Raw genomic sequence first — 26,566 nt, 5'->3', positions numbered from 1 at the left:
CAAGGGAGGTCGATCTATATGAATGATTTTATGGAAAGTTCCATTTTTCCTATCGGTGAAAAGAACGAGGCGTTCGCTCAGTATTTTGTTGGCCAGAGTTATCTCTCCATGCTGACGACCACAGGCGTTTCTATCGGCAATGTGACTTTTGAACCGGGGTGCCGCAATGATTGGCATATTCATCATAAGGGCGGACAGATTCTCCTCGTTACCGGCGGCAGAGGCTGGTATCAAGAATGGGAGAAACCAGCCAGAGAATTACACCCTGGTGATGTGGTGAATATTCCGCCAGAAGTAAAGCATTGGCATGGTGCGGCAAAAGACAGTTGGTTTTCCCATCTGGCCGTAGAGGTGCCGGCAGAGGGTGCTTCGAATGAATGGCTGGAAACTGTCGCTGAAGAGGAGTATAATCGTTTGTAATAGGAGGTGTATGTGATGACAATCGCTGAAGTGAGCAAAATAATGGATATCTCAGCAGATACGCTTAGATATTATGAGAGAATCGGTTTGATTCCGCCTGTCAAAAGAACGAAAAGCGGCATCAGAGACTACGGCGAAAAGGATCTGGGATGGGTTGGTTTTGCTAAATGCATGCGCGGCGCGGGGATTTCCATCGAGGCGTTGATAGAATATGTTTCCTTGTTTCAGCAGGGAGACGACACGATCACGACCAGAAAGCAGATTCTGATCGATCAGAGGGATGAACTGATCAAGAAAATTGAAGAGATGCAGGGAACCTTGGAATATCTGAATACGAAACTGGAGCACTATGAAGATACCTTGGTGCCGAAGGAAAGAGAACTGGCAGAGGAATAGCGCAGCCATAAGACTTAGGTTCGAAGAGCGGAGGGAAATTGTGAAATACAAGATTCCCTCCTTTTCTTTTTATAGAGTACAAGAATTGTTTCGTCGAGTGCCGAACTGATTCTTAAGATACTGAAGTGGTTTCGCTCTAAAGTTCTTTGAGTTCATAGACGTCGGTCCTGCGCGCTGAGAGGAGAGGCAGCTGGCGGCGAATTTTGTCCACATCGTCCAGGTTGATTTCAGAGATGATCCATCCCTCTTTTTCATCCATCTCCTGTATGATATCGCCCCACGGACTGACGAGCAGCGAATGTCCCCAGGCTACATAGGAAAAATCTGTATCTCGAGCTGGAGACGTACCGGCCACAAAACATTGGTTGTTCAGCGCCTGACTGCGGAACATGATTTCCCAATGAGCGGGGCCAGTGGTCATGTTAAAAGCGGCGGGCACTAGAATCAGTTTGGCTCCTGCAAGTGCCATCAGTCTGCCGAGTTCTGGAAAACGAAAATCAAAACAGATGCAGAGTCCGATTTTGCCGAACTCCGTATCGAAGACCGTAACCCGGTTTCCAGATGTCAGCGTATCGGATTCTTTGAAGGATTGTCCGCCAGCGATGTCAATATCAAAGAGGTGCATCTTTCTATGCTTTGCAATTTGAGAGCCATTCCGATCGAAGACATAGGCCGTGTTATAAATATGTCCGTCTTCCACTTCTGGTACGGAACCGGCGGAAAGATAGATGCTGTATTTTGCAGCGAGAGCACTGAGCTTTTGCCAGATATGGCCGCCTTCGGCTTCCGCATAGAGGGGAAAGTTCTCTGTAATGTAAGGGCAGCTGAACATTTCCCCTAAGGTGATGAGATCAGGGGCTTCCGGCATCACCTTGTCGATATGCTCCTCAAGACAGACCATATTGCGCTCTTCATCTGAAAAGACGTGGGTCTGCAGTTGTGCGATTTTCATAAAAGATACCTCCATCGTGGATTTTTCGATCAACTGGAACCAATATTGAGTTCATCGTACTTCTCATTTTACTCCTACTGCATGACTTGGCGCAAGATACAATTCTCAGCAATAGGAGAACCAATGTGTATAACTTTTTTTCTTAAATTGTAAATTTTGCAAAAATAATTAATATTTTGCAAATATATTGACGAAAGGGTGACTATGTGATATTTTATAATATATAAAAACATTTTGCAAAATTATTCCTGATTTACAACCTATTTTATCTGATGTAATTTATAAATAAGGAGAAAAAATGAGTAAAGGAAGTAATGCACAGATTAAGAAAATCGGCCTCATCGGCTGTATTGCAACAGGTATTGGCACAATTATCGGATCCGGCATTTTCGGATCTCTGCCAGAAGTGATTAACAGCATCGGTCCAGGTGCTGTAGGGGCTCTCATAATCGCTGTAATTTACATTATCGCTTGTCTAATTCCAAATATGTTTGCTTCTTCGGTGATTCCGGCAACGGGAAGTTTTTTCCTCTATCAGGCAAAGCTGGTTCATCCCATGGCAGGGTTGTTCATGGCAGTTCAAAATCTGCTGTTCCCCGTACTGGTATCGGTTTTTGCCGTACTGTTTTCGGATTACTTTGTTGCCTTAATCCCTTCGTTAGATGGCAAGCAGGTTTTGATCAGCATCGCCATTTTGATCATTTACACAGGGATTGGCTGGTTTGGCAACCATACCTTCGTATCGGTAAATAATATCATGGTGGCCATGCTGTTGGTAGCGATCGGACTTTATGTTTTTATCGGTGTGCCAAATATGAATCCGGGCCAGCTAGTTTTGGCAGACATTATTCGCCCCGGAGTAAAGCTGACCTCTTTCAGCGCTGCCGTCGGCATTTTGTCATCCTCTTTGTCGGGAGCGGGGTCAATTTCACAAATTGCAGGCGATGTGGAGAATCCGAGAAGAAATCTGCCTCTTGCCATGATCCTGGCTCCGGTATTGGTCTGCGTGGTCTATATCCTTATGGCTGTTGTCAGCCTGGGCGCTATGGAAGGCAGCCAGCTAGTGACATTGTCTGATGTAGCGAGGGAGTTCATGTCACCTGCGTTGGTAACCTTTTTTATCGTAGGCGGACCGCTCTGCGGCGTCCTGACTTCTATGGTACCGCAAATCATGTTGTCAGTAGCTTCTGTAGCCGTTGCTGCGGACAGCGGTGTATACCCGGAAGGCTTTGCAAGGAGAAACAAGCACAATGTACCTGTTGGAACCTTTATTTATGTCATGGTCTTTGCCATGATCCTGGCGGCTACCGGCGCAGGCTTTGGCGTGCTGATGACCATGTTTTCTTTTGTAAATACCCTTTCTAACCTGTTGATGGCATTGATTCCGTTTTTCTTGTACAAGCGGTATCCTCATGCGTGCCATCATGCCGGTTTTAAGATGAACAAGGCATTCACCTATGTCGTTTCAGTCTTTGCGGCGATTGCTTCTGGATATCTGTCCTTTACCATGCTTTCTACTCTGGGAGCAACCGTGTGGGTTCTGATCGGAATCGGGGCGGCAGCATCGGTGGTCTATTTCTACCTGAGAATCAGGTATTTGAAGAGGCAGGGCCGTGATCTGATTGCGGATATGAGATCCCCTTATCCAGAGTGGAGTGAGAGAGAAGAGGCGTGCAGAAAGATGGATGAAGAATTAAAGAAAAGTGTTTAAAATTTAGACAGATAGAAAAAGGATGTGGCCTTACATACAGCCGCATCCTTTTTCTTTAAATTCTTTATATGCGTTGAGAGCATAGACCATATTGTATTGAAGGTGGATGCACATGATAGCTGCAGCCTCTTCAAAGTCGCCTTTCTTGATACACTCCAAGATGGATAGATGTCCGTTATTGATGTTCTCTACTTGGATGGGATCACCGTCATAATACAAGTTAGAGAGGAGATCAATTTTTGCCCGCAGCCGTTTGGCGGAGTCATCCAGATAGTGGTTCTGTGCATGGCGATAGAAGACTAAGTGCGCTTCGTCGGAATAGTGTCTCCAGCTTTCAATATCCCCTTCTGCCAGAAGCTTGCTGCCGGTCTCTACAATTTTTTCTAACTCAAAAACTAGAGGCGCATGGGTAAACGAATTGCGGCAGAAACGGATTGCCAGTGCGTCAAACTCACTGATACACTGAAATAGTTCCCGAATATCTGCTTCCGTAAACTCGGTCACAGCAACACCCAGATTAGAGTAATAATTGATCAGCCCGTCTTCGGTCAGGCGTGTCAGGGCTTCTCTGATCGGCGTCTGGCTGGTGCCGAAGCGCTCTTTTAACTCCTTCAATGTAAGTTTTTGTCCGCAGTACAGTCTCTGTTTTGTAATATCTTGGTAGAGTTCTTGATATATTTGTTCTGATAGAGTGGTCTTGCTTCCCATGATAAACCTCCAATGTAAACCATCATTTTATAAGACCATTTTAGCATCTAACTTCTGAGAAATCAAATCATTTAATAATATAAGTATAAAATTTGCAAAAAAATCAAAATAGTCATTGTTTTTTGGAATAGTTTATGATATTTTATAAAAAGGGAATAAATTTTGCAAAATAATTCTGAAAGGAGAAAATGATGAAAGAGTATAAATGGCCGTACGAAAATGAGATTGGAGACGTACAGACCGATAAGGCGGAGGTCCTGGTACTGGGCGGCGGTCTGGCCGGATGCTTTGCTGCCATTGCGGCGGCCAAAAAAGGCAAGTCGGTGATTTTAGTGGAGAAAGGTGCCACCGTGAGAAGCGGCAGTGCAGGTACCGGTTTCGACCATTGGGAATCTGCCTGCACCAATCCATGCTCCCAAGTAACCCCAGAAGAAATTGCAGAAGCCTATGTGGATGAACAGAGCCATTACAGCAATGGAATCGCTCATTATATCGAATGCCGCGAAGGTTATGACCGCCTTCTGGACATCGAGCGCTTTGGCGGAAAGATCAGAGATACAGATGGAGAGTTTGCAGGCGCAGAATTTCGCGATGAAAAGACGAAGCTGATGTTTGCTTATGATTATAAAAATAAATTCACCCTCAGAGTATGGGGTTCTACCTTTAAACCAGCGTTGTATAAACAGCTTCAGCTTCTGGGCGTAAAAATCTTTGACCGTACAGAAGCTACGTCGCTTCTGACTGCGGTGGAAGACGGAAAGAAGAGAGGAATCGGTGCCTGCGGCATGAATGTGAGGACCGGCAAATTTCACGTATTTAAAGCGAAAGCTACGGTGCTGTGCATGTCCAGGCCTGCGCGTGTCTGGCTATTTAATCCGGATTTAGTCGGTCTCTGCGAATTTCGTCCAATGCAGAGCATCGGCAGCGGTCATGCCATGGGCGCCCGGATCGGCATGGAATTCACCATGATGGAAAAGTCCGTCAAAGGTGAGTTCTCTGCAGCAGGAAGAAGTTTTCCTCCTTATGGGGCGGGAAACAATCACAATACGTGGTATGCGGCCACCATGGTTGATGCCAGAGGTGTGGAAATCCCTTATCTGGACCGTGACGGCAATATTCTGGAGATGGTATCTCAGAGATATTATCCGGTAGAAGGGCAGAAATTCTTCCTCAAAGGCGGCGTTATCGATGAGCCGAAGTACGAGTACAGAGGTCCTGAAACCATGCCCTTCGATCAGCTGATGGAAAGGGGATATCAGCTGCCGTTTTACGCAGATCTATCCAAGATGCCGGAAATGGAACGCAAGGTGATCTGGGGGATGATGGTCGGTGAAGAAGGAAAGACGAAGATTCCCATTCTGCAGAATTATACGGAGAGGGGCTTTGATCCTGCAAAACATGCATTGCAGAGCTATGGCACCGGCTGGCAGTCGGCAGCGTTCTTAACCCAGGAACGCCAGCTTTTCGGAGCGCCGGGCGGCATCATGCACGATTGGGATCTGAAGACTAACATTGACGGCATTTACGCGGCAGGTGACCAGCTTTTCGCTTCTGACTGCTGTGGCTATGCCTGTGCGACGGGTCATTATGCGGGCAGAAAAGCCGCTGACTATGCGGGAACTGTAGATTACATAGCACCCGTTCAGGCGGATATTGATGCCGAGATGACGAGGCTGTATAAGCCTTTGGAAAAAGAAGACGGCATGGGCTGGAGAGAATTGAATATGGCTATTTCGAAGGCTATGCAGAATTACTGCGGCGGCGTCAAGTGCGCAGAACTTCTAAAGGAGGGATTGGATCTTCTTACAAGCTATGAGCAGGAAAAGGTTCCGCAGCTTTGCGCAGTTACGCCTCACGACTTGATGAGGACCCACGAAGTGCTGGATATCTTAGAGGTCTGCAAGCTAATTCTAGGCGCCTGCCTGATGAGAGAATCCAGCTCTGCACCGCTCTGCTTTGAGCGCAGCGACTTTCCTGCATTGGATCCGGAGAAGGACCGGCATTTTATCACGATCCGCATGGAAAATGGCAAGCCGGTGAAGGGGATCATACCTCATGACTATTTCGGCAACCTGAAGGAAGAGTATGAGAAAAGGAATCAAGACTATATAGGAGGTGCGCACTAATGGAAAAGAAGGAACTGTATACATCCGTCGTCAGCAGCAGCGCAAGGCCGATTCTTTATGATGAGCATCTCTGCATTGGATGTAATCGTTGTGCAGATGTCTGCCAGGTCGATGTGCTGGTGCACAGCGTCAATCAGGGAGAGCATCCCATCGTCATGTATCCTGGTGAATGCTGGTACTGCGGTGCCTGTGTCATGGAGTGTCCCGTCAAAGGCGCGATCAAACTACAGCACCCATTGATGAATGAAGCCAAGTTCATTCCCATAAAAGAATAGAAGAGAACGAAAAACCTGTGATTTGGGGATGCCCCAGTTCACAGGTTTTACTTTTCGTTTCTATTTGTTTTTGTCCTGATACTCTTTATAGGCGTTCAGCGCATAGACCATGTCGTATTGCAGGTGGCTGCGCATCAAAGAGGAGGCCTTGTCAAATTCGCCGTCTCTGATGAGATTAAAGATGTCCTGATGTCTCTCATTGATTTCTTCTACGTTGGTCTGTTGATAATACATGCAAGACAGGACCTCGATTTTCGCACGGAGTTTTTTTGCGGCTTCGTTGAGGTATTCGTTCTGTGCGTGGCGATAGAAAGCTACGTGGAAGTCTTCCGAGAATTCTTTCCATTCGGTGATTTTTCCCTGCTCCAGCATCACATTTCCTTTTTTGATGATCTGCTCCAGTTCAAAAAGCAGGGGTGCTTCGGAAAAGGCGTTCTTACAGAATTGAATGGCCATCGCATCCAGTTCTCCGATAAATTGAAATATCTGACGGATATCGGTTTCCGTAAATTCTGTCACTGTGACGCCGCAGTTGGAATAGTATGTGACTAAACCGTTCTCGGCCAGCCGGGTAAGAGCCTCCCTGATCGGGGTATGACTGACATTGAATCTGTCTTTCAGTACCTTCAGGGTCAATTTTTGTCCACAGATGAGACGCTGATCCGTGATGTCGTGATACAATTCGTCATAAATCTGTTCGGACAGTGTGGTTTTATTTGCCATAATTTTCTCTCCTAAATGATAAACTACACTTCTATTTTAACAAAACTATCTTAAAAATCAATAGAACCAGATAAAATGAAAAAATATTTTGCAAAATGTAATCGTTTGTTCCTAAATGACGTGATGTAATGCGTCATTTTAGATTCTCTGGATTCAGATTTTCTAACTCTGGCAGCACAAAGCTGCCGTCCTTGCGAATCAGCATGTCATCAAACCAGATTTCACCACCGCCGTACTCCGGACGCTGAATCAAAACCAGATCCCAGTGCAGAGCGGACTTATTGCCATTAAAAGCGTCGTCGTAAGCCATGCCAGGGGTGAGATGGAAGCTGCCGGCAATTTTCTCGTCAAAAAGGGTATCTTTCATCGGCTCCAGAATATGAGGGTGCACGCCCAGGGCAAATTCACCGAAATAGCGAGAGCCTTCATCTGTATTCAGCAGTTTGTTGATTCGCTTAGTATCGTTGGCTGTCGCTTCTACGATCTTTCCGTTTTTCACTTCGAACCGAACTTTCTCATAGGTAAACCCCTGTTCATTGGAAGGCGTATTATAGGTGATGATCCCGTTCATAGAATCTTTTACCGGGGCAGTGTAGACTTCTCCGTCAGGGATGTTCATCCTGCCATCGCACTTAATGGCATCGATGCCCTTGATGGAAAAAGTGAGGTCTGTTCCTGGACCGAGGATGTGTACCTGATCTGTCCGGTTCATCAGTTCTACCAAGGGGTCCATGGCTTTACTCATCTTTTCATAGTCAATGGTGGAGACATCGTAATAGAAGTCTGCAAATGCTTCTTCACTCATACCCGCAAGCTGAGCCATAGACGCATTGGGATATTTGAGCACGGCCCATTTGGTGTGGTCAATCAGGTAGCTGCTGGCGCGGCGCATGGTCCGCTGATAAAGATTCATCTGTTCTGTAGGAACGTCCGCAAGCTCAGAAATATTGTCGAAGGCGCGAATACCGATGTAGGCGTCCATACCCTGATTCTGACTAAGCGTATAGTCCGCTTGATATGCAAGTTGTTCTTCACTGCAGTGCATGGCCAGTTCTCTGATGATCTTTGACTCCCTGATGGATACATAAGGCCAGCCGCCGGCCGCATAGATATCTCGAATCAAAGCCTTGACCAGTGGCAGGCAGCAGGCACCCTCATATTCGATCAAAACCTTTTCTCCTGGTTTGATCTGGGTACTGTAGTTGATGAGAAGATTGGATAGTTTTATATCTCGGATATCCATTCTCTGCTCCTTTCTTACATCGTGTAAATATGCGAAAACCCCTGAGTTAGGGGTTTCGCATGGATATGATTTTATTCTTTTAGGATTTTACCATGAGAAGTCGTAAATGTAATAAACACCTTCTACTGGCAGATGATGAATCTTGAGGCCAGCGTTGCGTGCATAGAGCATGGTAGGATTGTAAAGTACCGCATAGACTGCTTCTTCCTGTACTTTCTGGAAGATTTCATCGTAAACCTTTGCACGATCCTCTTCCTTAATTGTCGTCACTGCTTTCTCAAAGAGCTGGTCGATTTCAGGATTGCTGTAACGTGCGTTGTTGGCTTGACCTACATACTGGGAACAAAGAGCCATTGCCACCTGCTGCGTGTCTCCCTCCAGTGACATCTGCAGTGTAGTGATGCCGAAGTCTCCCTGTCTCAGCTTATTCAGATAAGCGTTGAACTCAAGAATCTCGATTTTGCATTTGAGGCCGACTTTCTCCAGGTTAGCCTGCACAACCTCCGCCAGGGATTTATACTGTTCAGCCACGTACATCTTGCCCAAGTCATATTCACCTTTGATACCGGCTTCTTTCAACAGGGCTTTTGCTTTATCAAGATCATATGTATAGGATTTCTGATCTTTTGACCAGCCCAGTCTGTCTGGTGTCAGCAGGTTGGAGTTCTCTGTGGCATAACCTTCCTGTACGCTGTCGATGATGCCCTGACGGTCGATGGCGTAGTTGATCGCCTGACGGAATTTTACATTGTTATACGGCGCTTTTTCTGTATTCATAGCCACGAACCCAAAAGTTGTCTCTGTCGCTTCTTCCAGCGCCACGTTCTCATCGTCTTTTATGGTGCTGACTACAGATGGATCCACTTCCGCGAAGTCCACTTCACCTGTCTGAATGCCAACGCCCATGGAGGCTACGTCTGAAATGATCTTAAAGGTCACGTTTTTAATTTTAGGCTCGCCTCTGTAATAATCTTCATAAGCCTCAAAATCTGCTTTGTTGCCGTCTTCATGGCTGACCCATTTGTAAGGGCCGCAGCCGACTGGCTCCTGTGCGAACTTATCTTTGCCAGCCTTTTCATAATAAGCCTTGCTGGCGATGAACATCTGATCCATGCTGTCCAGGAATGGGGCGTAGACGCTCTTGGTGTAAACTTTGATTGTCGTATCGTCGACGATATCGTAGTGGTCAAAACCTTCGACAACAGCACCCTGATATTCTGATTTTGCGTAGAGGTCGAGGGTAAAGCCGATGTCTTCTGCTGTCAATTTGCTGCCGTCGTGGAAGGTTACGTCATCACGCAGATGGAAGGTATAGCATTTACCATCTTTGCTGACTTCCCACTTTTCTGCCACCCGTGGTTCCAGCTTTGTCTGGTCTTCATAATTCTTTCTCAGCAGCGTGTCGTAAATCTGGCTGTTCATGCGCTGCTCTACCGTGGTACTCCAGTTACATGGATGGAGTGTTGCGTAGTCGTTATCTACAGCAACGACCAGCGAAGTTTTGCCTTCTGTGTCGCTGCCGCCACCGCCGCAGCTTGCAAATAAACCCATAACCAGGGCCAGGGACAGAAGAAGCACTGCCGCCTTTGTCATTTTCTTTTTCATTATTTTTCTCCTTTCAGTTCTAACTTAATTCGCATTTATTCAGCGAAATTGAAGACTCTTTTGGTATACTTATCAGCAAGATCGATAGCGCCTCGTACATCTTTTTTGCTGATAATGGAGCTTTGACTGTGTGGGAAGCGGTCCACGATGGAAATACCGCATACCTTGACGCCGCAGCCAGATAAATTGATGCTGCTGGCATCGGTGCCGCCTCGATCCATGACATCCCTTTGATACTCGATGTCATTTTCTTCGCAACAGGCAAGCATTTCGTCTACCAGATATTCGTCCAGCATAGCTGACGGGTCGCCCAGCTTGACACCGACGCCCATTCCTACCGCATTGCTGCCCTCCAGATCGGAAGGGTAGAAGTGGTCTGGCGTCACATCGATGGAGATGCCGATATCCGGTCTGATTCTCTCACTGGCGCAGACAGCACCGCGACAGCCGATTTCTTCCTGTACGGAGAATACATAGTAGACGTCGTTGGGACCATCTCCCTGGTTTCTCTTGAGCGCTTCAATTAAAACGTAGCAGCCCACTCTGTTGTCAAAAGATTTTGCGGTGATTTTTTCATTCTGCAACTCGTAGTAGTTGCCGATAAAGCCGCAGTAATCGCCTACTTTTACATATTTTTCGGCATCCTCTTTCGTGGTGCAGCCGATGTCGATGTACAGTTTTCCGGCACTGTTTTTCGCTTCCTCGATAGGTCCTTGGCAGCCGACTACGCCGATGGTGCCGTTCTGAAATATGACTTTGTCGTTGTAGATCGCACTGGTCCAAATGAAACCTACGTTGCAGACTCTGATTCTGCCGTCGGCCTCTACCTTTGTAACCTGGAAACCGATTTCATCCATGTGCGCTGAGAGCATGATCTTCTTCTTGTCCGGCGTGTCAGCTCCTCTCTTTAAGGCGATGAGGTTTCCGATTGGGTCTGTATAGACTTCATCAGCCAATCCTTCGATTTCTCTTTTGATGATGGTTCTGATTGATTTTTCGCGGCCTGCGATACCCCAGGCCTGGGTCAGTTCTTTCAGCAGTTCCATTTATTTACCTCCTAGCAGACTTTCTTTCGTTACCCAGCGAGTCTGATTCATCAGTGGGTGGTGCAGCTTGATGGCGTCTTTCGGGCATTCCATGACACAGCAGCCGCAGTACCAGCACTCGTCAGGGTAGATGACGAGGGGATGGGTTCCTGTTTCTTCTCCAGGAATCATCAGATCCATCTGGCAGGCCTCCAGGCATCGGTTACAGCCGATGCACTTCTGGCTGTCGAAAGTGAGCGGTATGGAAGCAGGTGTCTGCCTGATCTGGAAATTCTTTATTTCTGCCATGATACTTCAGCTCCTTCCTTTAACTCTGCGATGTAGTCCTGGTTATTTTTTTCATAGTTTTCTTTTATATTGCCGGCATAGTCAAGAGGCACTTCTCTCGTAACGACTTTGCTGCCGTCCTGTCTGACGACGATAAACGGAGCCATTTCTTTGCCGTCGTCGTCAGAACGGTAAAATTCCAGTTTTTCACAGGACTGATGACGGGCCAGGCAGGACTGCAGGATGATCTGAGATACGGTGAGAATGTCGAACACTTCCAGAAGCCTTACCAGTTCATGAGGGTTGGCGGCATAAGTATGGGGCACAATTTCTCTTTCATATCGCTCAAGGAGTTCTACCCCTGACAAGAGCAGTTCATCTCTCTTGATTTCGCCGCAGTAGTTCTGCATTGCCTTAGAAATCGCTTCATTGAGTTCTTTCCAGCTGGTACCACTGATTGGGTCGCCTGACAGCGGGGCATAGACTCTGTCCATCTCCCGGTCGACCTGAGGCTGATGAGGTTCCACGAATGCGGTTTGTTTTGCCGCATAATCGGAAGCTTTTCTGCCTGCATAATAGCCTGTTGAAGCAGCATGTCCAAAGCAATTGGAGGCATAAAGAGAGTCGCCGCCGACAAAGAGGCCTTCGATATTTGTCATCAGGTCCCAATCATTCATGAAACCGCCGGGAAGACCGAAGAGCTGTCTTTCCTGAGGCAGGAATTCTGCCGATGTCCAGCCGACGCCGTAGCATTGAAGCACATGTTTTTCCGGATCAAAGCCGGCTTCTGTAAAGTTCTTGTATACTGGCACATTGGTTTTGCCTTCCTGGCCGACCATCATGCCCCAGATGACCTTTCTTTCCATTTCTGGCATCAGGGAGAGGTCAGCATAGAAAGGAAGCTTGTAACCCATCTCTTTTAATTTGTCATAAGGGAGGGTTTCTGGGCCTTCATATTCGTATTTCGCCTGTTCGATATTGCCGCCTTTCATAAAATAGTGCTGACCGTCAGCCGGCATGAAGCGAGATTTGACATCTTTCAGAATATTGCCGTCTCGATCGGCGTAAGGAATTTCTTTACCTTCTGCATCAATCAGGGAAGCAGGATACCAGGTATTGTGATTGTTTCCAGCACTATATGGAGGGAACGATCTGCCGGCAGAAGAGAACTCCGCACGGACGGATTTTTCCATCATATTGAATTCGGCACCAGCCCTCCAGCCCATGGCGTGACCGTCTCCTATAGTTGTCATCGGTCTGAACTCACAGAGGCCCGGATGTGCAGAAGAGAAGAGCCAGATTCTTGCTGGTCTCGACATGGTGATGATACTGGCTTTGCCGGAGAAGACGTAAAATTCGCCTGTTCTCGTATGGATACCGGTAGCGCCGATACACTTTGCTCCGTTCTTGCCGCCTTCCGTCAAGAGAGAAGTGACCATGCAGCGGTCGACAACCTTGACACCCAGACGTTTCAGTTCCTTTTCCATGGCAGGCTTGAAGGTAGTTCCCCAGATTCGGATGGTGAATCTGTTCTTATAATCGTAGGCGAACATCAGCTTCGTTTTTTCATCGCGGAAGTCTGCACCTTTGAATTCATCTTCTGTATCGCGGATTTTGCCGCCCATCTTCTCGATGTCCAACAGGCGGTCCCAGCCTTCTCTGCATTCTATGTAATGGGAAATTGCGTTGTTGTAGCCGTTATTATCATCCAGCATGGCATCTACCAGGTCCTCTGGCGTAACGCCTGAACACGGGTTTGTCGCGGCGGATTCCCAGTGGTCACAGCCTGAGCCGCCTGCACCGCTTCGCTTCGTCGCCCCTTTCTCAACGAGAATGACACTCTGGCCCTTTCTTGCTGCGGCAATTGCTGCCATGCAGCCGGCGATGCCGCCGCCCAGTACCAGTACATCGGCTTTCATGTGAGTAGTTTTGCCGACTTCTGATGGATAGGGCCATGAGTTATTGTTATTAGCCATAACGTTCCTCCTTTAGTTATAATATTGCGTTAAATTTTGCAAATCGTTATCTTGTTTATGCTATATTATCAAATATTAGAAAATTTTGCAATATATTTTTACAGAAAATTTTGCAAAATTCTTGACTTATTTTACAAAATGCGGTAAAGTTATGACAACAAAACGGTATTTTAACAAAAAACGGAGGAATTATTATGTATAAGTACGTGATAAAAAGGCTATTATTCACTATCCCCGTTCTGTTTGGAGCAATCTTCCTCGTATTCACCATCATGAATATGACCCCGGGAGATCCGGCGACGCTGATTCTGGGAATCACCGCCAAACAAGCAGATATCGATGCGCTGAATCACCAGTTAGGCGTAGACCAGCCCTTCTTTGTACAATTTTTCAATTACATAAAGGATATGGTCACGCAGTTTGATTTCGGTACATCTTATCGTACGGGAAAACCGGTATTTGATGAAATTCTTTCCAGGTTCCCGACTACCTTCTGGCTGGCGCTTCTGTCGATGATCATCAGTTCCATCGTAGGCATTGTCCTCGGCATCGTATCGGCAGTCAAACAGTATTCTGTTCTCGACAATACGTTCACTACCCTGGCCATGCTGCTTTCTGCAATTCCAGGCTTTTGGCTGGGACTGATGCTGATGCTGCTATTCTCCCTGCAGCTTGGCTGGCTTCCATCCAGCGGGATTGACACCTGGGCCGGTTACGTTCTGCCAGTTGTAACTTTGTCCCTGGGAGGAGCGGCCAGCCAGATGCGTCTGACCAGGTCCACCATGTTGGAAACCATCCGATCCGATTACATAAGAACAGCCAGATCCAAAGGCGCTCCGGAGAACGTGGTCATCTGGAAACACGCATTAAAGAACGCGCTGCTTCCTGTCATCACCTCCATGGGCATGAACTTCGGTGCAGGCCTCGGCGGTGCAGTCATCATCGAGACCGTGTTCGGAATGCCGGGACTGGGCATGCTGATCGTTAACTCCATCAGACAAAAGGATACGCCCACCGTCATGGCGGCGACGCTGTTCTTGGCATTTCTGTTCTGTCTGGTCATGCTCGTAGTCGACATCTTGTATGCTTATATTGATCCGAGGATCAAAGCAAAGTATCAGAACTGATGCAGGCAGAAAGGAGATAGAAATGAGCGAAGTAAAATTGAAACCGGCAAAATCGAAGAAAAACAACCAGATGAAGGAAATCTGGCGTAGATTTAGAAAAAGCAAGACGGCCATGCTGGGACTGATCCTCCTTGCCTTTGTCTTACTGATTGCAATCTTTGCAGATCTGATTGTCCCATATTCAGAGGCAGTCACACAAAATACATCTATGAGACTGCAGGGACCGAGCGCAGAGCATTGGTTCGGCACAGATAATCTGGGCAGAGACGTCTTTGCCCGTGTCGTCCACGGTTCCCGTTACTCCCTTTGGATCGGCGTTTCGACCAGTGTGTTGTCACTGATCATTGGCGGTCTCCTGGGAGCAGCAGCAGGTTACTATGGCAAGACAGTTGACAACATTATTATGCGTGTTACCGACGTAGTAATGACTGTGCCTCCTATTTTGCTGTCCCTTGCCGTAGTTGCCGCTCTGGGCGCCAATCTGAGAAACCTGCTGATCGCAATTACCATTTCCTGCGTACCGAGCATGGTCAGAATGGTGCGTTCAGTGGTACTCACCGTAGTTGACCAGGACTACATAGAAGCGGCCAAGTCTTACGGCGCTTCTGATATGAGAGCGATTCTGAAATACGTCATCCCCAACGCGCTGGGACCGATTATCGTCACGACAACCATGAATGTGGCGGCCATGATTCTCTCCGCAGCGGGGCTTTCCTTCCTCGGCATGGGAGTACAGCCGCCATCACCAGAATGGGGTGCGCTGCTATCAGATGCGAGACAGTTCATGTTCAGTGCGCCTTATCTGCTGTACTTCCCAGGCGTCTTTATCGTCATCGCCGCTCTCAGCTTTAACCTGGCCGGAGACGGTCTGAGAGATGCGCTGGATCCGAAGTTGAAGAATTAGAAGAAAGGATATACATATGAAAGAGACTTTCTTAAAGGTCAGAGACCTAGAAGTAATATATAAGACAGACCTGGAAACCGTATATGCTGTCAACAAAATTTCTTTTGATCTGAATAAGGGCGAGACTCTCGGACTTGTGGGCGAGACAGGCGCCGGAAAAACAACCTCAGCCCTTTCCATTCTGCGCCTTCTCCCGGAGAGAACCGCCCAGATTGCAGGCGGCGAGATTGAGTTTGAAGGCCGCAAGCTTTTAGAAATCCCGGAAAAAGAAATGCAGCGAATTCGCGGGGAGAAAATCTCCATGATATTCCAAGATCCCATGACAGCACTGAACCCTGTTCTGACAGTAGGAGACCAAATCGCAGAATCCCTGCTGCTTCACGACGATAAAGGGAGAGGCAGAGACGTCATCGAAGCTCGTGTAGAAGAAGTGCTGGAAATGGTTGGCATACCAGCCTCCCGTAAAAAAGACTATCCCCATCAGTTCTCCGGCGGCATGAAGCAGCGGGTGGTTATCGCCATCGCCTTGGCCTGTAATCCGATGCTGCTGATTGCCGACGAGCCGACCACGGCGCTGGATGTGACCATTCAGGCACAGGTGCTGGCAATGATGAAAGATCTGAAGGATCAGCTGGAAACCGCTATGATTATGATTACCCACGACCTGGGCATCGTCGCGCAGACTTGTGACAAAGTCGCTGTCATGTATGCGGGAGAAATCATCGAATACGGAACGGTCGAGGACCTCTTTACCGGAGAGGCGCACCACCCGTATACAGATGGCCTTTTCGGCTCTATTCCGAATCTGGAAGCGGAAGAAGACCGGCTGCACCCTATCGAGGGCATGATGCCGGATCCTACCAACCTGCCGTCAGGCTGTGCATTTTCACCTAGATGTCCAAAAGCATCAGAAAAATGCAGGCAGTTTCACCCCGATCAGTACACGGTGGGCAGCCACAAAATCAGATGTTTTCTGTATGAGGAAAACAAAGAGGAGGTGAAATAGATGAGCCAGCCATTAATCGAATTACAGAACCTGACCAAGTATTTTGACATCAGCAAAACGGCGAAGCTACACGCTGTGGACGGCGTCAGCCTCACCATCAATCAGGGTGAAACTCTGGGTGTCGTCGGAGAATCAGGCTGCGGCAAATCTACTTTGGGAAGAACAGTGCTGAAACTCCATGAGCCGACAGACGGTAAAATCATCTTTGACGGAAAAGATATCACCAATTATAGAAAAGGGCAGATACATAAGATCCGCCAGGACATGCAGATGATTTTCCAGGACCCTTACTCCAGTCTCAATCCGAGAATGAGTGTCCAGGATCTGATTGCAGAACCTCTGCTGATTAACAAAGTCTGCAAAGATAAGAGAGAAGTCTTTGACAAGGTGTCTGAGCTGATGGAGACCGTAGGTCTGGCGGAACGTCTTTCCAGTGCTTATCCCCATGAACTGGACGGCGGCAGGAGGCAGAGAATCGGTGTAGCCAGAGCCTTGGCTCTGAACCCTAAGTTCATCGTCTGCGATGAGCCGGTTTCTGCTCTGGATGTGTCTATTCAGGCGCAGATTCTCAATCTTTTGATGGATCTGCAGGACGAAAGACACCTGACCTATATGTTCATCACCCATGACCTCAGTGTTGTCAGACACATTTCTGATCAGATTGCTGTCATGTACCTGGGAAAATGTGTGGAACTTTGCTCTTCAAAGGAACTGTTCAAAAATCCGCTGCACCCGTACACCAAAGCGCTGCTCTCAGCCATTCCAGTTCCAAGCATAGAGATGCGAGACAAGAAAATCGAGGTGATCAAAGGCGAAGTGACAAGTCCGGTCAATCCGAAGCCGGGATGCAGATTTGCAGCTAGATGCCCACTTGCCAGCGATGAATGCAGAGGGACTGATATCCCATTTGAGGAAATAGAACCAGGACATTTTGTTTCCTGCTGCAAGGTAAAAAAATAGGGAAAATTTACTATGAATTATAATCAGTTCTATCGGAGAAAAGATAAGTATAAGAGGAAAATCACCCAGCCTGAGAAAGAAAATGCCCAGAGACTGGGTATTTCCTTTGGAAAAAGTATTTTAGCGGGAATGGTCTGCGGGCTGGTTATCCTGGCCGTCTACAGGCTGTTCATGTAAAGGTGGTAAGATGGAATTAAATAAGACGATACAGAATTTTAAAGAGCATCAGAAGAAGATGCATGCCTTTGATCACGTCATGAATTTGTTGACCTACGATGCGGCAACCGGCATGCCAGCCGGCGCTTCGGATACCCTCAGCGACACTTTAGCTGTGATGAGCGGTGAATCCTACAAGCTGACAGTGAGCGAAGAGTACAAGGACATGCTGAAGATACTCAACGAGCACAGAGACGAACTGGACTTTCAGACACGCAGAGAGGCAGAAGAATTACGAGAAGAACAGGAAAAACTTGCCAAGGTGCCGGAGGAAGAAGTGGTAGCGGCGGCAAAAGCGCAGAACGAAGCGAATCATTATTGGGAGATTGCCAAGAACAAAAATGACTATGAACTTTTCAAGCCTTATCTTGCGAAACTCATAGAGATTCAAAAGCGTTATGCTGGTTATATCAATCCGGGCGGAGATGTCTATGATACGCTATTGAACGAATTTGAAAAAGGCATGACCCAGGAACAGATGGATCCTTTCTTTGACGACATCAAAGAAAAACTGGTTCCTTTGATAGCAGCCGTAAAGAAGTCACCTGTTAAGCCAGACACTTCCTTTTTGGAGGGAAGTTTTTCTATTGAAAAACAGAAAGAGCTGTCGGCTTATGTGATGGATCTCATGGGCATCGACAAGGAACGCTGTACCCTGCGGGAGACGGAACACCCATTTACCACGGAGTTTTCCAAAAACGATGTCCGCATTACCACGAAGTACAAAGAAGAGGACCTGACCAGCAATCTCTACAGTGTCATTCACGAGAGCGGCCATGCCATGTACGAATTATGCGTATCTGACGACCTGCTGCATTCCGCATTGGGTCACGGTGCCACCACGGCGATTCACGAATCTCAGTCCAGGCTTTGGGAGAACTATATTGGCAGAAGCAGAGCTTTTTGCCAGTTGCTTTTTCCTAAGGTGAAAGCGCTGTTTCCAGAGCAGATGGAGGGTGTAACAGCTGAAGACTTTTACCGTGCAGTCAATGTGGCTCGCCCCAGCCTGATCAGGACGGAGGCAGACGAATTGACCTATTCTCTTCATGTGCTCATCCGTTATGAGATTGAAAAGAAGATTTTCAAGGACGAGATTACGGTGGATGAACTGCCGGCAGAGTGGAACAGGCTGTACAAGGAATACCTGGGAGTGGATGTGCCCGATGATACCCGCGGCGTTCTGCAAGATGCCCATTGGGCGGGAGGCGCTTTCGGTTACTTCCCTAGCTATGCCCTGGGCACTGCTTATTCTGCACAGATTATGAAATATTTGAAAGAGGTAGTGGATTTAGAGAAGTGCTGCTTCGAAGGAGATTTTTCACCTGTCAAAGAGTGGCTCAGTGAGCGGATTTATAAACATGGCATGCTGCTGACGGCAGAGGAACTGATAGAAAACACTTGCCATGAGAAGTTCGATCCAAACTATTATACGAAGTATCTGACTGATAAGTTTACGAGGTTATATAAGTTATGATTGCAGAACTGCAAAAACTAGTTTCTATAGAAAGTGTAGCAAGACCGGGAGAGGAGGGCCTGCCTTATGGGGCGGGTCCTGCCGCTGCCCTTACCTATGTGCTTTCACTCTGCGAGTCTTTCGGCTTTCGAATTAAAAATGCAGATGGTCTTTATGGTTATGCCGAAATTGGGTCGGGCGACGAGCTGATCGGCATCCTCTGCCATCTGGATGTGGTGCCGGCAGGTGAGGGCTGGGATTATCCACCTTATGAGGGTATCTTGATTGGCGATCGCCTCTACGGAAGAGGCGTCATCGACGATAAGGGACCTGCGATTGCCTGTATCTTCGCTATGAAAGATCTGTTAGACAGTGGCTGCCTTCTGAATAAACGCATCAGGATCATCTTTGGCCAGACAGAAGAAAACGGAGAGTGGACCGATATGGCAGCGTACAAACAGTGTGAAGAACTGCCTGCTTATGGATTTACCCCCGACGGAGACTTTCCCGCCATCTATGGAGAAAAAGGGATCATGCTGGTAACCGTCTCCATGGACAAAGAAGTCAGCGGGATTCTTTCTATTCGAGGAGGCAGCGCTCCTAACATGGTGCCGGATAGCTGCGTGGCAGAAGCAGGAGGAAAAACCTTTGAGACGATCGGAAAATCCAGTCACGGATGTGCCCCATGGATGGGTGACAATGCAATCACGAAGATGATGGAACGCCTCTGCATAGAAGGCTTAGACGTACCTTTTGCCAGAATGTACATGGATAAAATCGGCGGCTGCCTTCACGGTGAAAAGATGAACTGCGCTTTTGAAGATGGAGACAGTGGCAAGCTCTCTATGAACGCTGGAATGATCAAAGACCTGGATGAAAAGCTGACGTTATACCTGGATATCCGCTATCCTGTTACTTTCCAGTCGGATGAGATCATGGCGATTATCGAAGAAGAATTTGCTCCTTATGAAGTGGAGGTCAGGCTGATTCATCAGCAGAATCCTGTATACATGGATAAAAACGGGCCGATAATGCGGAGGCTGCTGCAAGCTTATAGGGCGGTGACAGGTGATCTGTCAGACCCCCTCGTCATTGGCGGCGGTACTTATGCCCGTGCTATGAATAATATTATCGCTTTTGGTCCCAATATCCCCGGACACCCTAACACAGAGCACGAAAAGAACGAGTACATACTGATTGAAGATCTGCAGACCATACGAGAGGTGTACAAAAGAGCTTTGGAAGCTCTTGCCTTTTAACAAAACAGTAACAACTAGCGATTATTTTACGCATCCTGAGATGTCATCGGCAGAATAAAGTCAAGCGCTTTTGAGACCATTTCGAATTGGACAGTCTTTGCGGTACTGATTTCTCCATCTGCACAGAGAAAGAAGTGATCTCTCTTTGGCTCCAGAGTCAGGCTTTGGCATTTTTTGATGGTCAAGATTTCCTCTATAGCGGGGACTTGTAGATGAGTGCCTTTTTTATATTTGGGAAAAAGGCGCAGGAAAGTCAGGCGGGGCACGTCTTTGATGATGTTGAGATCAAAGAAGCCATCGCTGATCTGAGCCTGCGGAGAGGTGTACATGCCGCCGCCACAATAGGAACCGTTGGCGATAGCGCATAGGAGCACTTCATCGTCAATTAATGTTTTTCCGTCTTCTATCAGCTTCAGTGCAATACCTTTTTTCTGAAGGAACATGCCCATGACGGCCATCAGATAGGCCATAGAGCCGGCAATCAGCGGTTTCTTCTTTAGGCGGCCTGTCAGTTCCACCACATTGCAGTCAAAGCCGATATTAAACATGTTGATACAATATCGCTCCTGGTAGGTGCCGTTGATAACGCCGCTGTACTTGATCAAGTCTATTTTCTGTGTTGTTCCGCAGAGCTGGGCTTTGATGTCCAAAAAATCGCCGGGAAAGTTTCTTACCGTGTCGTTGCCCGTTCCAATTGGAACGCAGCCGACGGCAATATGATCAAAACCTGCTGTGCCGTTAACGATTTCGTTGTTGGTTCCGTCACCGCCACAGGCGTAAAATCTGGCGGGCAGACCTGACAGGGACTGAGCGGTTTCGCGAGCCTTCCGCTCACCGTCGCCGACGCCTTTCGTTATGTAGATTTTGGTGCTCACGCCAAGGGTCGCTCCACCCGCTTCGATTTTAGCAGCCAGTTTGTCAATTCCCTTGCCCTGACCGGCTTTGGGATTTATAAAAAAATAATTGTCCATCCATCATGCCTCGTATTCTCAATAATAGATACATTTTAAGACACATTTCAATCAAATCAAACTATAATTTTTGACTATCTCTTTATAAGTTCTTATATGCCGGTATAGCCTGTATTTACAGGCTTCCCGGCGTTTTTCGTATCGGAAGATATTCTTAAATCTTCTCATATCCCCTCATGTTTCAGCGTTCAAAGGTAGTAGAAAGAGTAGTAAAACCTCTATTTACTACTACGCAATCAGCCGTTCCATTTCCGCTAATGCACTGTCAGAAGTGGCGTGAGCGTAATAGTTCAGCGTCATGTTGATGTTGGAATGTCCCATGATATACTGTAATGCTTTCGGGTTCATTCCGGCGTTTGCTAAATTGGTACAGAACGTATGACGTAAGGTATGCGGCGTTGTCACTTTCGGTAGTGCTTCCTCATGGCACTTGTTGTACTTCTTCACAAGCCCCCGAAACATACTTTCATAGTTTGCCGCCACTTTTGGCAAGCCGTTACGGTTAAGGAAAAGGAATTTGCCGTAACCGTCGATAACAATAGGCTTTGCCCGTCCTCTGTTTTTCAGCACACGCCCCAACGCTTCATATACGGCTGCGCTCATGCGGATTTGTCTGATACCGCTTTTTGTTTTCGGCGGGTCAACATGATAACCAATCCCCGATATTTTGGAAAGTTGGTGGTCTATGTTGATTAGCCTGTTCTCAAAATCTATATCGGTTTCAGTCAGCCCGCAAAGTTCAGAAATGCGAAGCCCTGTTCCTAACAGTATGATAATCTCGTCATAATACTTCTGATAGACAACATCATTCTGCACAAAGGACAGGAAAGACGCTTCCTGCGTAGGGGATAATGGCACCTTTGGTTCCGTGGTATCTTCTAACACCGTGTTCAACTGGAAGTCAAACGGATTTTTCCGAATACAATCGTCCTGTATGGCTGTGTAAAAAGCAGCTTTCAGCGAACGCTTGTGGTTGTTGATTACGTTATAAGAGAAGCCTTTTTCTTTCATTCGCAACGCCCATTCTTTCGCGTCGGACAGCTTCACGTTCTCAATGCTGCAAGCCCCAAGACTATCTTCTTCCAAAATCCGCATAAACTGTTTGCGCCCCTGTTTGGTTCCATGCCGTACATTCGCCCGGTGTCTTATCTGCTTCGCGTAAAGTTGGCAGACAGTCATTTGCTTTCCTATGGAGTCGATACCATCGTCAAGGTCTTTCTGGATTTCTTTTTCCTTTTCCCGAAGTGAAATATCGTCCCGCTTTCCTGCCGGGGTCTTGTCCGTGGGTACTAACTTCCAAGCATAAACAAACTGTGGCTTTCCAAAGGTATCAGTATATTTGTAAGCATATCTTCCGTCTTTTCTCTGGCTTTCTCCTGTCCGTAAGATACGGTTTTTGCTATCTCGTCTTTTCTCTGACATTTTTCGTCATGCTCCTTTCATGACGGAAAAAGCCTTGATATGCCTACATCTATTATAGCATATTCAAGGAAAAATTACATCATATTACGTCCAAAGTATCTATGATTTTTTCAAACTGTTTCCGCTTGATTTGTATACGGTTTCCATTCATGATTACCCAACCTGCGGTGGGGTTTTCCTCTGCCAGTTTGCGGAGTTTGTTCTCTCCAATGCGGAAATATTTAGACGCTTCCTCAATCGTCAGCGTGTACTTTTCCCAAATAGGCACATCAGCACTATTCATAAGTTAAGCCCCCTTTCATGGTAGTGCTAAAAGGTTGACAAGTTAAAAGGGACTTTAATCGGACGGCTTTCAGCAAAGCTCCACGGGAGTTTCACCCCTGCATGGTTCTCATGCAGCCCTACCCATTGTCTGCGACGCTTTTAACGCTCGGACTGTGGCGGTAAGGGAGTATCATTATCCTTTCTGTGCTGTCGTCGCCCGCAAGCCGCTACCCTTGCTTTCCGGCGCGGTGTTGGTCGCTCGTTCCCGGTAAACAGGGAAGTCATGGCGCGCCCGCCGTATGGCTCGGCACAAAAAGAACGTATCCGATTTGCCCTATGCTGCGCCGCCGTTATCTTGCGCCGCTTTCTTTGTCAAGGTGCTAAGGGGCAGACTGTTAAGAAGCTGAAAGGGGGACGCTTCCAACCGTGGAACGGTTTAGTCTGCCGTAAAGTTCAGGACTGCCAACATGAGTTTTGCTTGCAGACGTTCCCGCAAATCCTCGTCTATGCCATAGTAGATATTGCCGTTTTCATCACGGATTTTCCGCATAGACAGGTAGGATATGTAGCTGCGGTAATGCTGCAACACAATTTTCATTGCGTCGGGGTCGCCCTTTGTCGCGGCTAATATGACCGGGTAGGGTAATAAGCCGCGCTCGTTGTCGGTATTATTACCATTCGTCCCATTCATCAGCGCGTTCCTCCAAATATCGTTTTAGCTGTTCAAAAGAGCTTGTCCGACGGTACTGTACTGTGCTGCGGGGAATACCTAATTCCTCCGCAATCTCAACGTCTGACTTGTTGACAAAATAGTACAGCAGTACGGCTTTGCGTTTTTCGTCCGGCAAAGTCCGCAAGGCTTCGGCAAGCAGCTTCGCGGTAATCTTCAAATCGCCCACACGGAAAGCGTCGTCTTTTTCCTCGTTAGCAAAATATTTGTCAACGGTAAAGAGCTGTCTTTCTTCGTGCGGCGCAAGGTCTGAAAAGATTACCTCTCGTTGCTGCCGACGCTTGCTTTCTTTACTGGCATTGATAAGTTCGTTGCGTAAAGTGTGTTTGCAGTACGCATTAAACTCACAACGGGTCTGCCATTCAAAACGTTCATTGTTCATGTTCTCACCCCCTTTCCTGCCGGGGGGCGGCTTATTTATCCCCTTTCGCTGACCTTCCACAACGCTTTGAGGAAAATGCCAAAGAGAAACACAAACTTTTTCAAATTTTTTTCGGACAAAACAAAATGCGCCCGACTGCAAAACGCAATCGAGCGCATGTGAAAAATAAACAGTATTATGATGATATGTGTAATCATCTTTGAAGCCGGAATATCCCGTGGCGGGGGGCGGGCTTTTTTTGATAAAAAGGTTATTGTCAAATTCTGTCGATAGGTTATGTGCTTCATGGCAGCTACCTCCATTAGCCGCCGTATCTGTCAGCGTTCAGTCGTCATTACTTTTGAGGTTAAAAGAAACAGCGGCTTACTTACAATTCCGTTCCATATGAACGGTTTATATATCTACAAAAAAGAGAGCCGACAAACTGTGATTGCTCACAAGTTCGTCGGCTCTGCGTCTTTGCGTCTGGCTCTATGATAAAATGTTTTCTGATCTGCAAACTGAAAGTTGCCTATTGTGGCGTGACTGTTCCGTTTATGCTATTACTTCTTTAATGTTGCTCCTTCCAAAGCATTTTGAATAGCCTTTTGAATTACTTTGCTAGAATTAGTTGCTCCAGTGATAGCGTCAACCGGGAACGCCTGCGTGTCTACAATATTAGATATTACCTGTTCAGCCGCTTGCCCCCGTTCATTTTCGTGTTCAAAAAGAATTATATTTTCAATAGTGCCATTGGAAATAATAATTTCTACCTTTGTATAAATATAACCTGCGTCATACTCTCCAATATAGGTTCCATCAGCGATATTGCTGACGTCAAGCCCTTGAAGTTGAATGTTTTTGATTTTTGTTTGATAATCGCGGAAATCAAAACAATAAATTGCGATGTGTCCCACAATGAGCAGGAACATAACGCCAGCTAAAACTCTATGCCATTTCAGCCATTCTACGGTGTTTTTTCTTTTTACATGGCAAAAAAATATCATAAAAATTAGTAATAAAGCAATTAATATACCCGTGATATAAATAAACAAATTACGGGTTTTGAAAACAGGAATAACAAATATAAAGTGGAATATACAGGACACTGTTAAAATACAACAAAGCGGTTGATGTAATATTCTTAACACCTTGTCTGCCTTTGTGATATGAAATTTATGTGTAAAAATTTTTGCGCTCAATAGGATAAAACATAAAAGGCTGATATAACCTAAAACAATACCCATATTTTTTCTCCTTTTCACCTACATAATCGTTCAATTTTCTTTATTACATTAACCGGCAATTCTGCCCTGCCTTTTGCATTTGGAAAAACCACAGAACCAAGACGCTTCATACCGGAAGTTTTGAAGAACGCTTCCATTGTTCGCAAGGCGGCTTTACTTTGCCCCAGAAGCCATGAAAAAGGAAAGGGGGTATTGCAGGCCGTTAAAAGTATATAACGCTGTTTTTGTGATAGACGCGAACAAGGAAATCTTTTAGTATCTTCGAGAGCTGTTCCTAATAAACGGTCAAACAAGTTTTTGACTACCGCAGGGACATTCGCCCAATAGGTAGGTGCAGCTAAAATAATTTTGTCACACGTTTTAATTTGATTAGCAATTTCCTGTATATCATCATTAATAACGCATTTTCCTGTTTTGGTGCATACTCGGCACCCGTTACAAAATGCAATTTGTTTTTGATAAAGGTAGATTGTTTCAATTTCCCATTCCGCTAAATTGGTAGCCTTAATTGCACAATCTAACATAGCCGCTGTTGAGCCATCCCTATGTGGACTTCCCAATATAGCAATTAGTCTTTTCTTCACGTCTTACCCTCCGAGCTTTCTGCACTGCCATTTTGACAAACTGGAATTTATATCATTTGATTAATGCGTTAATTGTAATTGAGTCATCATTGGGCGATACTTGAAGCACTCCCCAATCAAACAACAATGCGTTATTTTCATCAGTTCCCGTCGATGTAGATTTATAATGCTCCATTAGGGTATCATAATCAGCTTCGGTTGTATCTTCAAAGGTTACAGTTAATACCGATTTATAGTCCGGGTTATCGGTTGTACCGGCAGAATAGTATACATTCCCAAAAGTGCCGACTGTCGTTTCCAATATATCGGGGATATCAGCATCATCAACGCCGGGAAAGGTACTATTTATAGGATCTTTTGCACTTGTACATGCAGTAAAACTGATTAATGTGATTAACAAAAGCATTGTAAAAATAGTTTTCATAATTTTCATTGTGATTTTCTTTTCTCCTTAAATTCTATTTTTTCAGTTTGACAAACTGGGAGTTGCTATTCTAATTCTTTAAATGTATTTTTATCATATCGCTTGATTTCTTTGCGAAACAGCGAATAGCATAAATGAAATTCTATACAATTTTCTTTTTCAATCCTTTTAACTTTAGGCTTTCCATTTA

General features: G+C 46.4%; 28 protein-coding genes. 12 read left to right on the top strand and 16 right to left on the bottom strand.

From position 1 onward, the window contains the following. Positions 1 to 18: 18 nt before the first annotated feature. Both ACMQ5W_RS13015 and ACMQ5W_RS13010 read left to right on the top strand, forming a co-directional pair. A complete protein-coding gene (locus ACMQ5W_RS13015; RefSeq protein ID WP_419025534.1) occupies positions 19 to 420 on the top strand; it encodes a cupin domain-containing protein in 402 nt (133 codons plus the stop codon). Between the two features lie 15 nt (positions 421 to 435). After that, complete coding sequence (locus ACMQ5W_RS13010; protein ID WP_148492527.1) at positions 436 to 816, top strand: MerR family transcriptional regulator; 381 nt, start codon at positions 436 to 438, stop codon at positions 814 to 816. A 136-nt stretch (positions 817 to 952) separates the two neighbouring features. On the opposite strand, the gene ACMQ5W_RS13005 is transcribed toward ACMQ5W_RS13010, so the two are convergent. Further along, entirely contained in the window at positions 953 to 1,768 is an 816-nt protein-coding gene (locus ACMQ5W_RS13005; RefSeq protein WP_419025533.1) for a carbon-nitrogen hydrolase family protein, read from the bottom strand. A 298-nt stretch (positions 1,769 to 2,066) separates the two neighbouring features. Between ACMQ5W_RS13005 and ACMQ5W_RS13000 the strand changes: the two genes are divergently transcribed. Further along, the gene (locus ACMQ5W_RS13000) at positions 2,067 to 3,479 is read left to right on the top strand and encodes an APC family permease (protein ID WP_419025532.1); all 1,413 of its coding nucleotides are present in this window, start codon (positions 2,067 to 2,069) and stop codon (positions 3,477 to 3,479) included. Between the two features lie 30 nt (positions 3,480 to 3,509). On the opposite strand, the gene ACMQ5W_RS12995 is transcribed toward ACMQ5W_RS13000, so the two are convergent. Beyond that, complete coding sequence (locus ACMQ5W_RS12995) at positions 3,510 to 4,187, bottom strand: GntR family transcriptional regulator (protein ID WP_148492529.1); 678 nt, start codon at positions 4,185 to 4,187, stop codon at positions 3,510 to 3,512. A 191-nt stretch (positions 4,188 to 4,378) separates the two neighbouring features. Between ACMQ5W_RS12995 and ACMQ5W_RS12990 the strand changes: the two genes are divergently transcribed. Beyond that, positions 4,379 to 6,313 carry an FAD-dependent oxidoreductase gene (locus tag ACMQ5W_RS12990; protein ID WP_419025531.1) on the top strand — a complete coding sequence of 645 codons (1,935 nt, stop codon included), beginning with the start codon at positions 4,379 to 4,381 and terminating at the stop codon, positions 6,311 to 6,313. Then, on the top strand, positions 6,313 to 6,588 hold the full coding sequence (locus tag ACMQ5W_RS12985; RefSeq protein WP_419025530.1) for a 4Fe-4S dicluster domain-containing protein: 276 nt from the start codon (positions 6,313 to 6,315) through the stop codon (positions 6,586 to 6,588). Before ACMQ5W_RS12990 ends, ACMQ5W_RS12985 begins: the two co-directional genes overlap by 1 nt. Positions 6,589 to 6,648: 60 nt before the next feature. Here the strand turns inward: ACMQ5W_RS12985 and ACMQ5W_RS12980 are convergent, their stop codons facing one another. The 6 genes from ACMQ5W_RS12980 to ACMQ5W_RS12955 form a co-directional block, all read right to left on the bottom strand. Next, entirely contained in the window at positions 6,649 to 7,311 is a 663-nt protein-coding gene (locus ACMQ5W_RS12980; RefSeq protein WP_148492532.1) for a GntR family transcriptional regulator, read from the bottom strand. A 133-nt stretch (positions 7,312 to 7,444) separates the two neighbouring features. Then, positions 7,445 to 8,554: an aminopeptidase gene (locus tag ACMQ5W_RS12975; protein WP_419025529.1), complete on the bottom strand. Its 1,110-nt coding sequence runs from the start codon at positions 8,552 to 8,554 to the stop codon at positions 7,445 to 7,447. A gap of 87 nt (positions 8,555 to 8,641) precedes the next feature. Next, positions 8,642 to 10,159, bottom strand: coding sequence for an ABC transporter substrate-binding protein (locus ACMQ5W_RS12970; protein ID WP_148492534.1), 1,518 nt, complete (start codon positions 10,157 to 10,159; stop codon positions 8,642 to 8,644). 35 nt (positions 10,160 to 10,194) lie between these two features. Continuing rightward, positions 10,195 to 11,205 carry a M42 family metallopeptidase gene (locus ACMQ5W_RS12965; protein ID WP_148492535.1) on the bottom strand — a complete coding sequence of 337 codons (1,011 nt, stop codon included), beginning with the start codon at positions 11,203 to 11,205 and terminating at the stop codon, positions 10,195 to 10,197. Beyond that, a complete protein-coding gene (locus ACMQ5W_RS12960) occupies positions 11,206 to 11,493 on the bottom strand; it encodes a 4Fe-4S dicluster domain-containing protein (RefSeq protein ID WP_419025528.1) in 288 nt (95 codons plus the stop codon). Continuing rightward, the gene (locus ACMQ5W_RS12955) at positions 11,481 to 13,448 is read right to left on the bottom strand and encodes an FAD-dependent oxidoreductase (protein ID WP_419025527.1); all 1,968 of its coding nucleotides are present in this window, start codon (positions 13,446 to 13,448) and stop codon (positions 11,481 to 11,483) included. The genes ACMQ5W_RS12960 and ACMQ5W_RS12955 overlap by 13 nt, the downstream gene beginning before the upstream one ends. A 194-nt stretch (positions 13,449 to 13,642) precedes the next feature. On the opposite strand from ACMQ5W_RS12955, the gene ACMQ5W_RS12950 reads away from it, so the two are divergent. Genes ACMQ5W_RS12950 through ACMQ5W_RS12920 form a run of 7 tightly spaced genes read left to right on the top strand, consistent with a single transcriptional unit; the run spans position 13,643 to position 20,373 of the window. Then, positions 13,643 to 14,575: an ABC transporter permease gene (locus tag ACMQ5W_RS12950; protein ID WP_148492538.1), complete on the top strand. Its 933-nt coding sequence runs from the start codon at positions 13,643 to 13,645 to the stop codon at positions 14,573 to 14,575. 22 nt (positions 14,576 to 14,597) lie between these two features. Then, positions 14,598 to 15,479 (top strand): ABC transporter permease, encoded by an 882-nt coding sequence (locus ACMQ5W_RS12945; protein WP_148492539.1) that lies wholly within the window; start codon positions 14,598 to 14,600, stop codon positions 15,477 to 15,479. Positions 15,480 to 15,495: 16 nt separating this feature from the next. Next, complete coding sequence (locus ACMQ5W_RS12940; RefSeq protein ID WP_419025526.1) at positions 15,496 to 16,485, top strand: ABC transporter ATP-binding protein; 990 nt, start codon at positions 15,496 to 15,498, stop codon at positions 16,483 to 16,485. Next, positions 16,486 to 17,445, top strand: coding sequence for an ABC transporter ATP-binding protein (locus ACMQ5W_RS12935; protein ID WP_419025525.1), 960 nt, complete (start codon positions 16,486 to 16,488; stop codon positions 17,443 to 17,445). Between the two features lie 12 nt (positions 17,446 to 17,457). Then, positions 17,458 to 17,622: a tetrahydromethanopterin S-methyltransferase subunit G gene (locus tag ACMQ5W_RS12930; protein WP_148492542.1), complete on the top strand. Its 165-nt coding sequence runs from the start codon at positions 17,458 to 17,460 to the stop codon at positions 17,620 to 17,622. A gap of 10 nt (positions 17,623 to 17,632) precedes the next feature. Then, the gene (locus ACMQ5W_RS12925) at positions 17,633 to 19,135 is read left to right on the top strand and encodes a carboxypeptidase M32 (protein ID WP_419025524.1); all 1,503 of its coding nucleotides are present in this window, start codon (positions 17,633 to 17,635) and stop codon (positions 19,133 to 19,135) included. Further along, on the top strand, positions 19,132 to 20,373 hold the full coding sequence (locus ACMQ5W_RS12920; RefSeq protein ID WP_419025523.1) for a Sapep family Mn(2+)-dependent dipeptidase: 1,242 nt from the start codon (positions 19,132 to 19,134) through the stop codon (positions 20,371 to 20,373). The genes ACMQ5W_RS12925 and ACMQ5W_RS12920 overlap by 4 nt, the downstream gene beginning before the upstream one ends. 26 nt (positions 20,374 to 20,399) lie before the next feature. Here the strand turns inward: ACMQ5W_RS12920 and ACMQ5W_RS12915 are convergent, their stop codons facing one another. The 8 genes from ACMQ5W_RS12915 to ACMQ5W_RS12880 all read right to left on the bottom strand — a co-directional run bounded on the left by ACMQ5W_RS12915 (position 20,400) and on the right by ACMQ5W_RS12880 (position 26,385). Beyond that, positions 20,400 to 21,344, bottom strand: a complete 945-nt coding sequence (locus ACMQ5W_RS12915; RefSeq protein ID WP_419025522.1) for a diacylglycerol/lipid kinase family protein — start codon at positions 21,342 to 21,344, stop codon at positions 20,400 to 20,402. Positions 21,345 to 21,572: 228 nt separating this feature from the next. After that, positions 21,573 to 22,766 (bottom strand): tyrosine-type recombinase/integrase, encoded by a 1,194-nt coding sequence (locus ACMQ5W_RS12910; RefSeq protein WP_419025521.1) that lies wholly within the window; start codon positions 22,764 to 22,766, stop codon positions 21,573 to 21,575. Positions 22,767 to 22,845: 79 nt separating this feature from the next. Continuing rightward, entirely contained in the window at positions 22,846 to 23,049 is a 204-nt protein-coding gene (locus ACMQ5W_RS12905; RefSeq protein WP_196028902.1) for an excisionase, read from the bottom strand. A 417-nt stretch (positions 23,050 to 23,466) separates the two neighbouring features. After that, positions 23,467 to 23,721: a helix-turn-helix domain-containing protein gene (locus ACMQ5W_RS12900; RefSeq protein ID WP_419025520.1), complete on the bottom strand. Its 255-nt coding sequence runs from the start codon at positions 23,719 to 23,721 to the stop codon at positions 23,467 to 23,469. Further along, entirely contained in the window at positions 23,702 to 24,142 is a 441-nt protein-coding gene (locus tag ACMQ5W_RS12895) for an RNA polymerase sigma factor (protein WP_419025519.1), read from the bottom strand. The genes ACMQ5W_RS12900 and ACMQ5W_RS12895 overlap by 20 nt, the downstream gene beginning before the upstream one ends. A gap of 542 nt (positions 24,143 to 24,684) precedes the next feature. After that, on the bottom strand, positions 24,685 to 25,368 hold the full coding sequence (locus tag ACMQ5W_RS12890; protein ID WP_419025518.1) for an FMN-binding protein: 684 nt from the start codon (positions 25,366 to 25,368) through the stop codon (positions 24,685 to 24,687). Between the two features lie 14 nt (positions 25,369 to 25,382). After that, the gene (locus tag ACMQ5W_RS12885; RefSeq protein WP_419025517.1) at positions 25,383 to 25,952 is read right to left on the bottom strand and encodes a flavodoxin family protein; all 570 of its coding nucleotides are present in this window, start codon (positions 25,950 to 25,952) and stop codon (positions 25,383 to 25,385) included. A gap of 52 nt (positions 25,953 to 26,004) precedes the next feature. Then, positions 26,005 to 26,385 (bottom strand): hypothetical protein, encoded by a 381-nt coding sequence (locus tag ACMQ5W_RS12880; protein WP_419025516.1) that lies wholly within the window; start codon positions 26,383 to 26,385, stop codon positions 26,005 to 26,007. Between the last annotated feature and the right edge of the window lie 181 nt (positions 26,386 to 26,566).

This window comes from Emergencia sp. (genome assembly GCF_048465375.1).
Classification (GTDB): Bacteria; Bacillota; Clostridia; order Peptostreptococcales; family Anaerovoracaceae; genus Senimuribacter.
The sequence above is the reverse complement of the archived record's forward strand: the minus strand, read 5'-3'. Positions and strand labels throughout refer to the sequence as shown.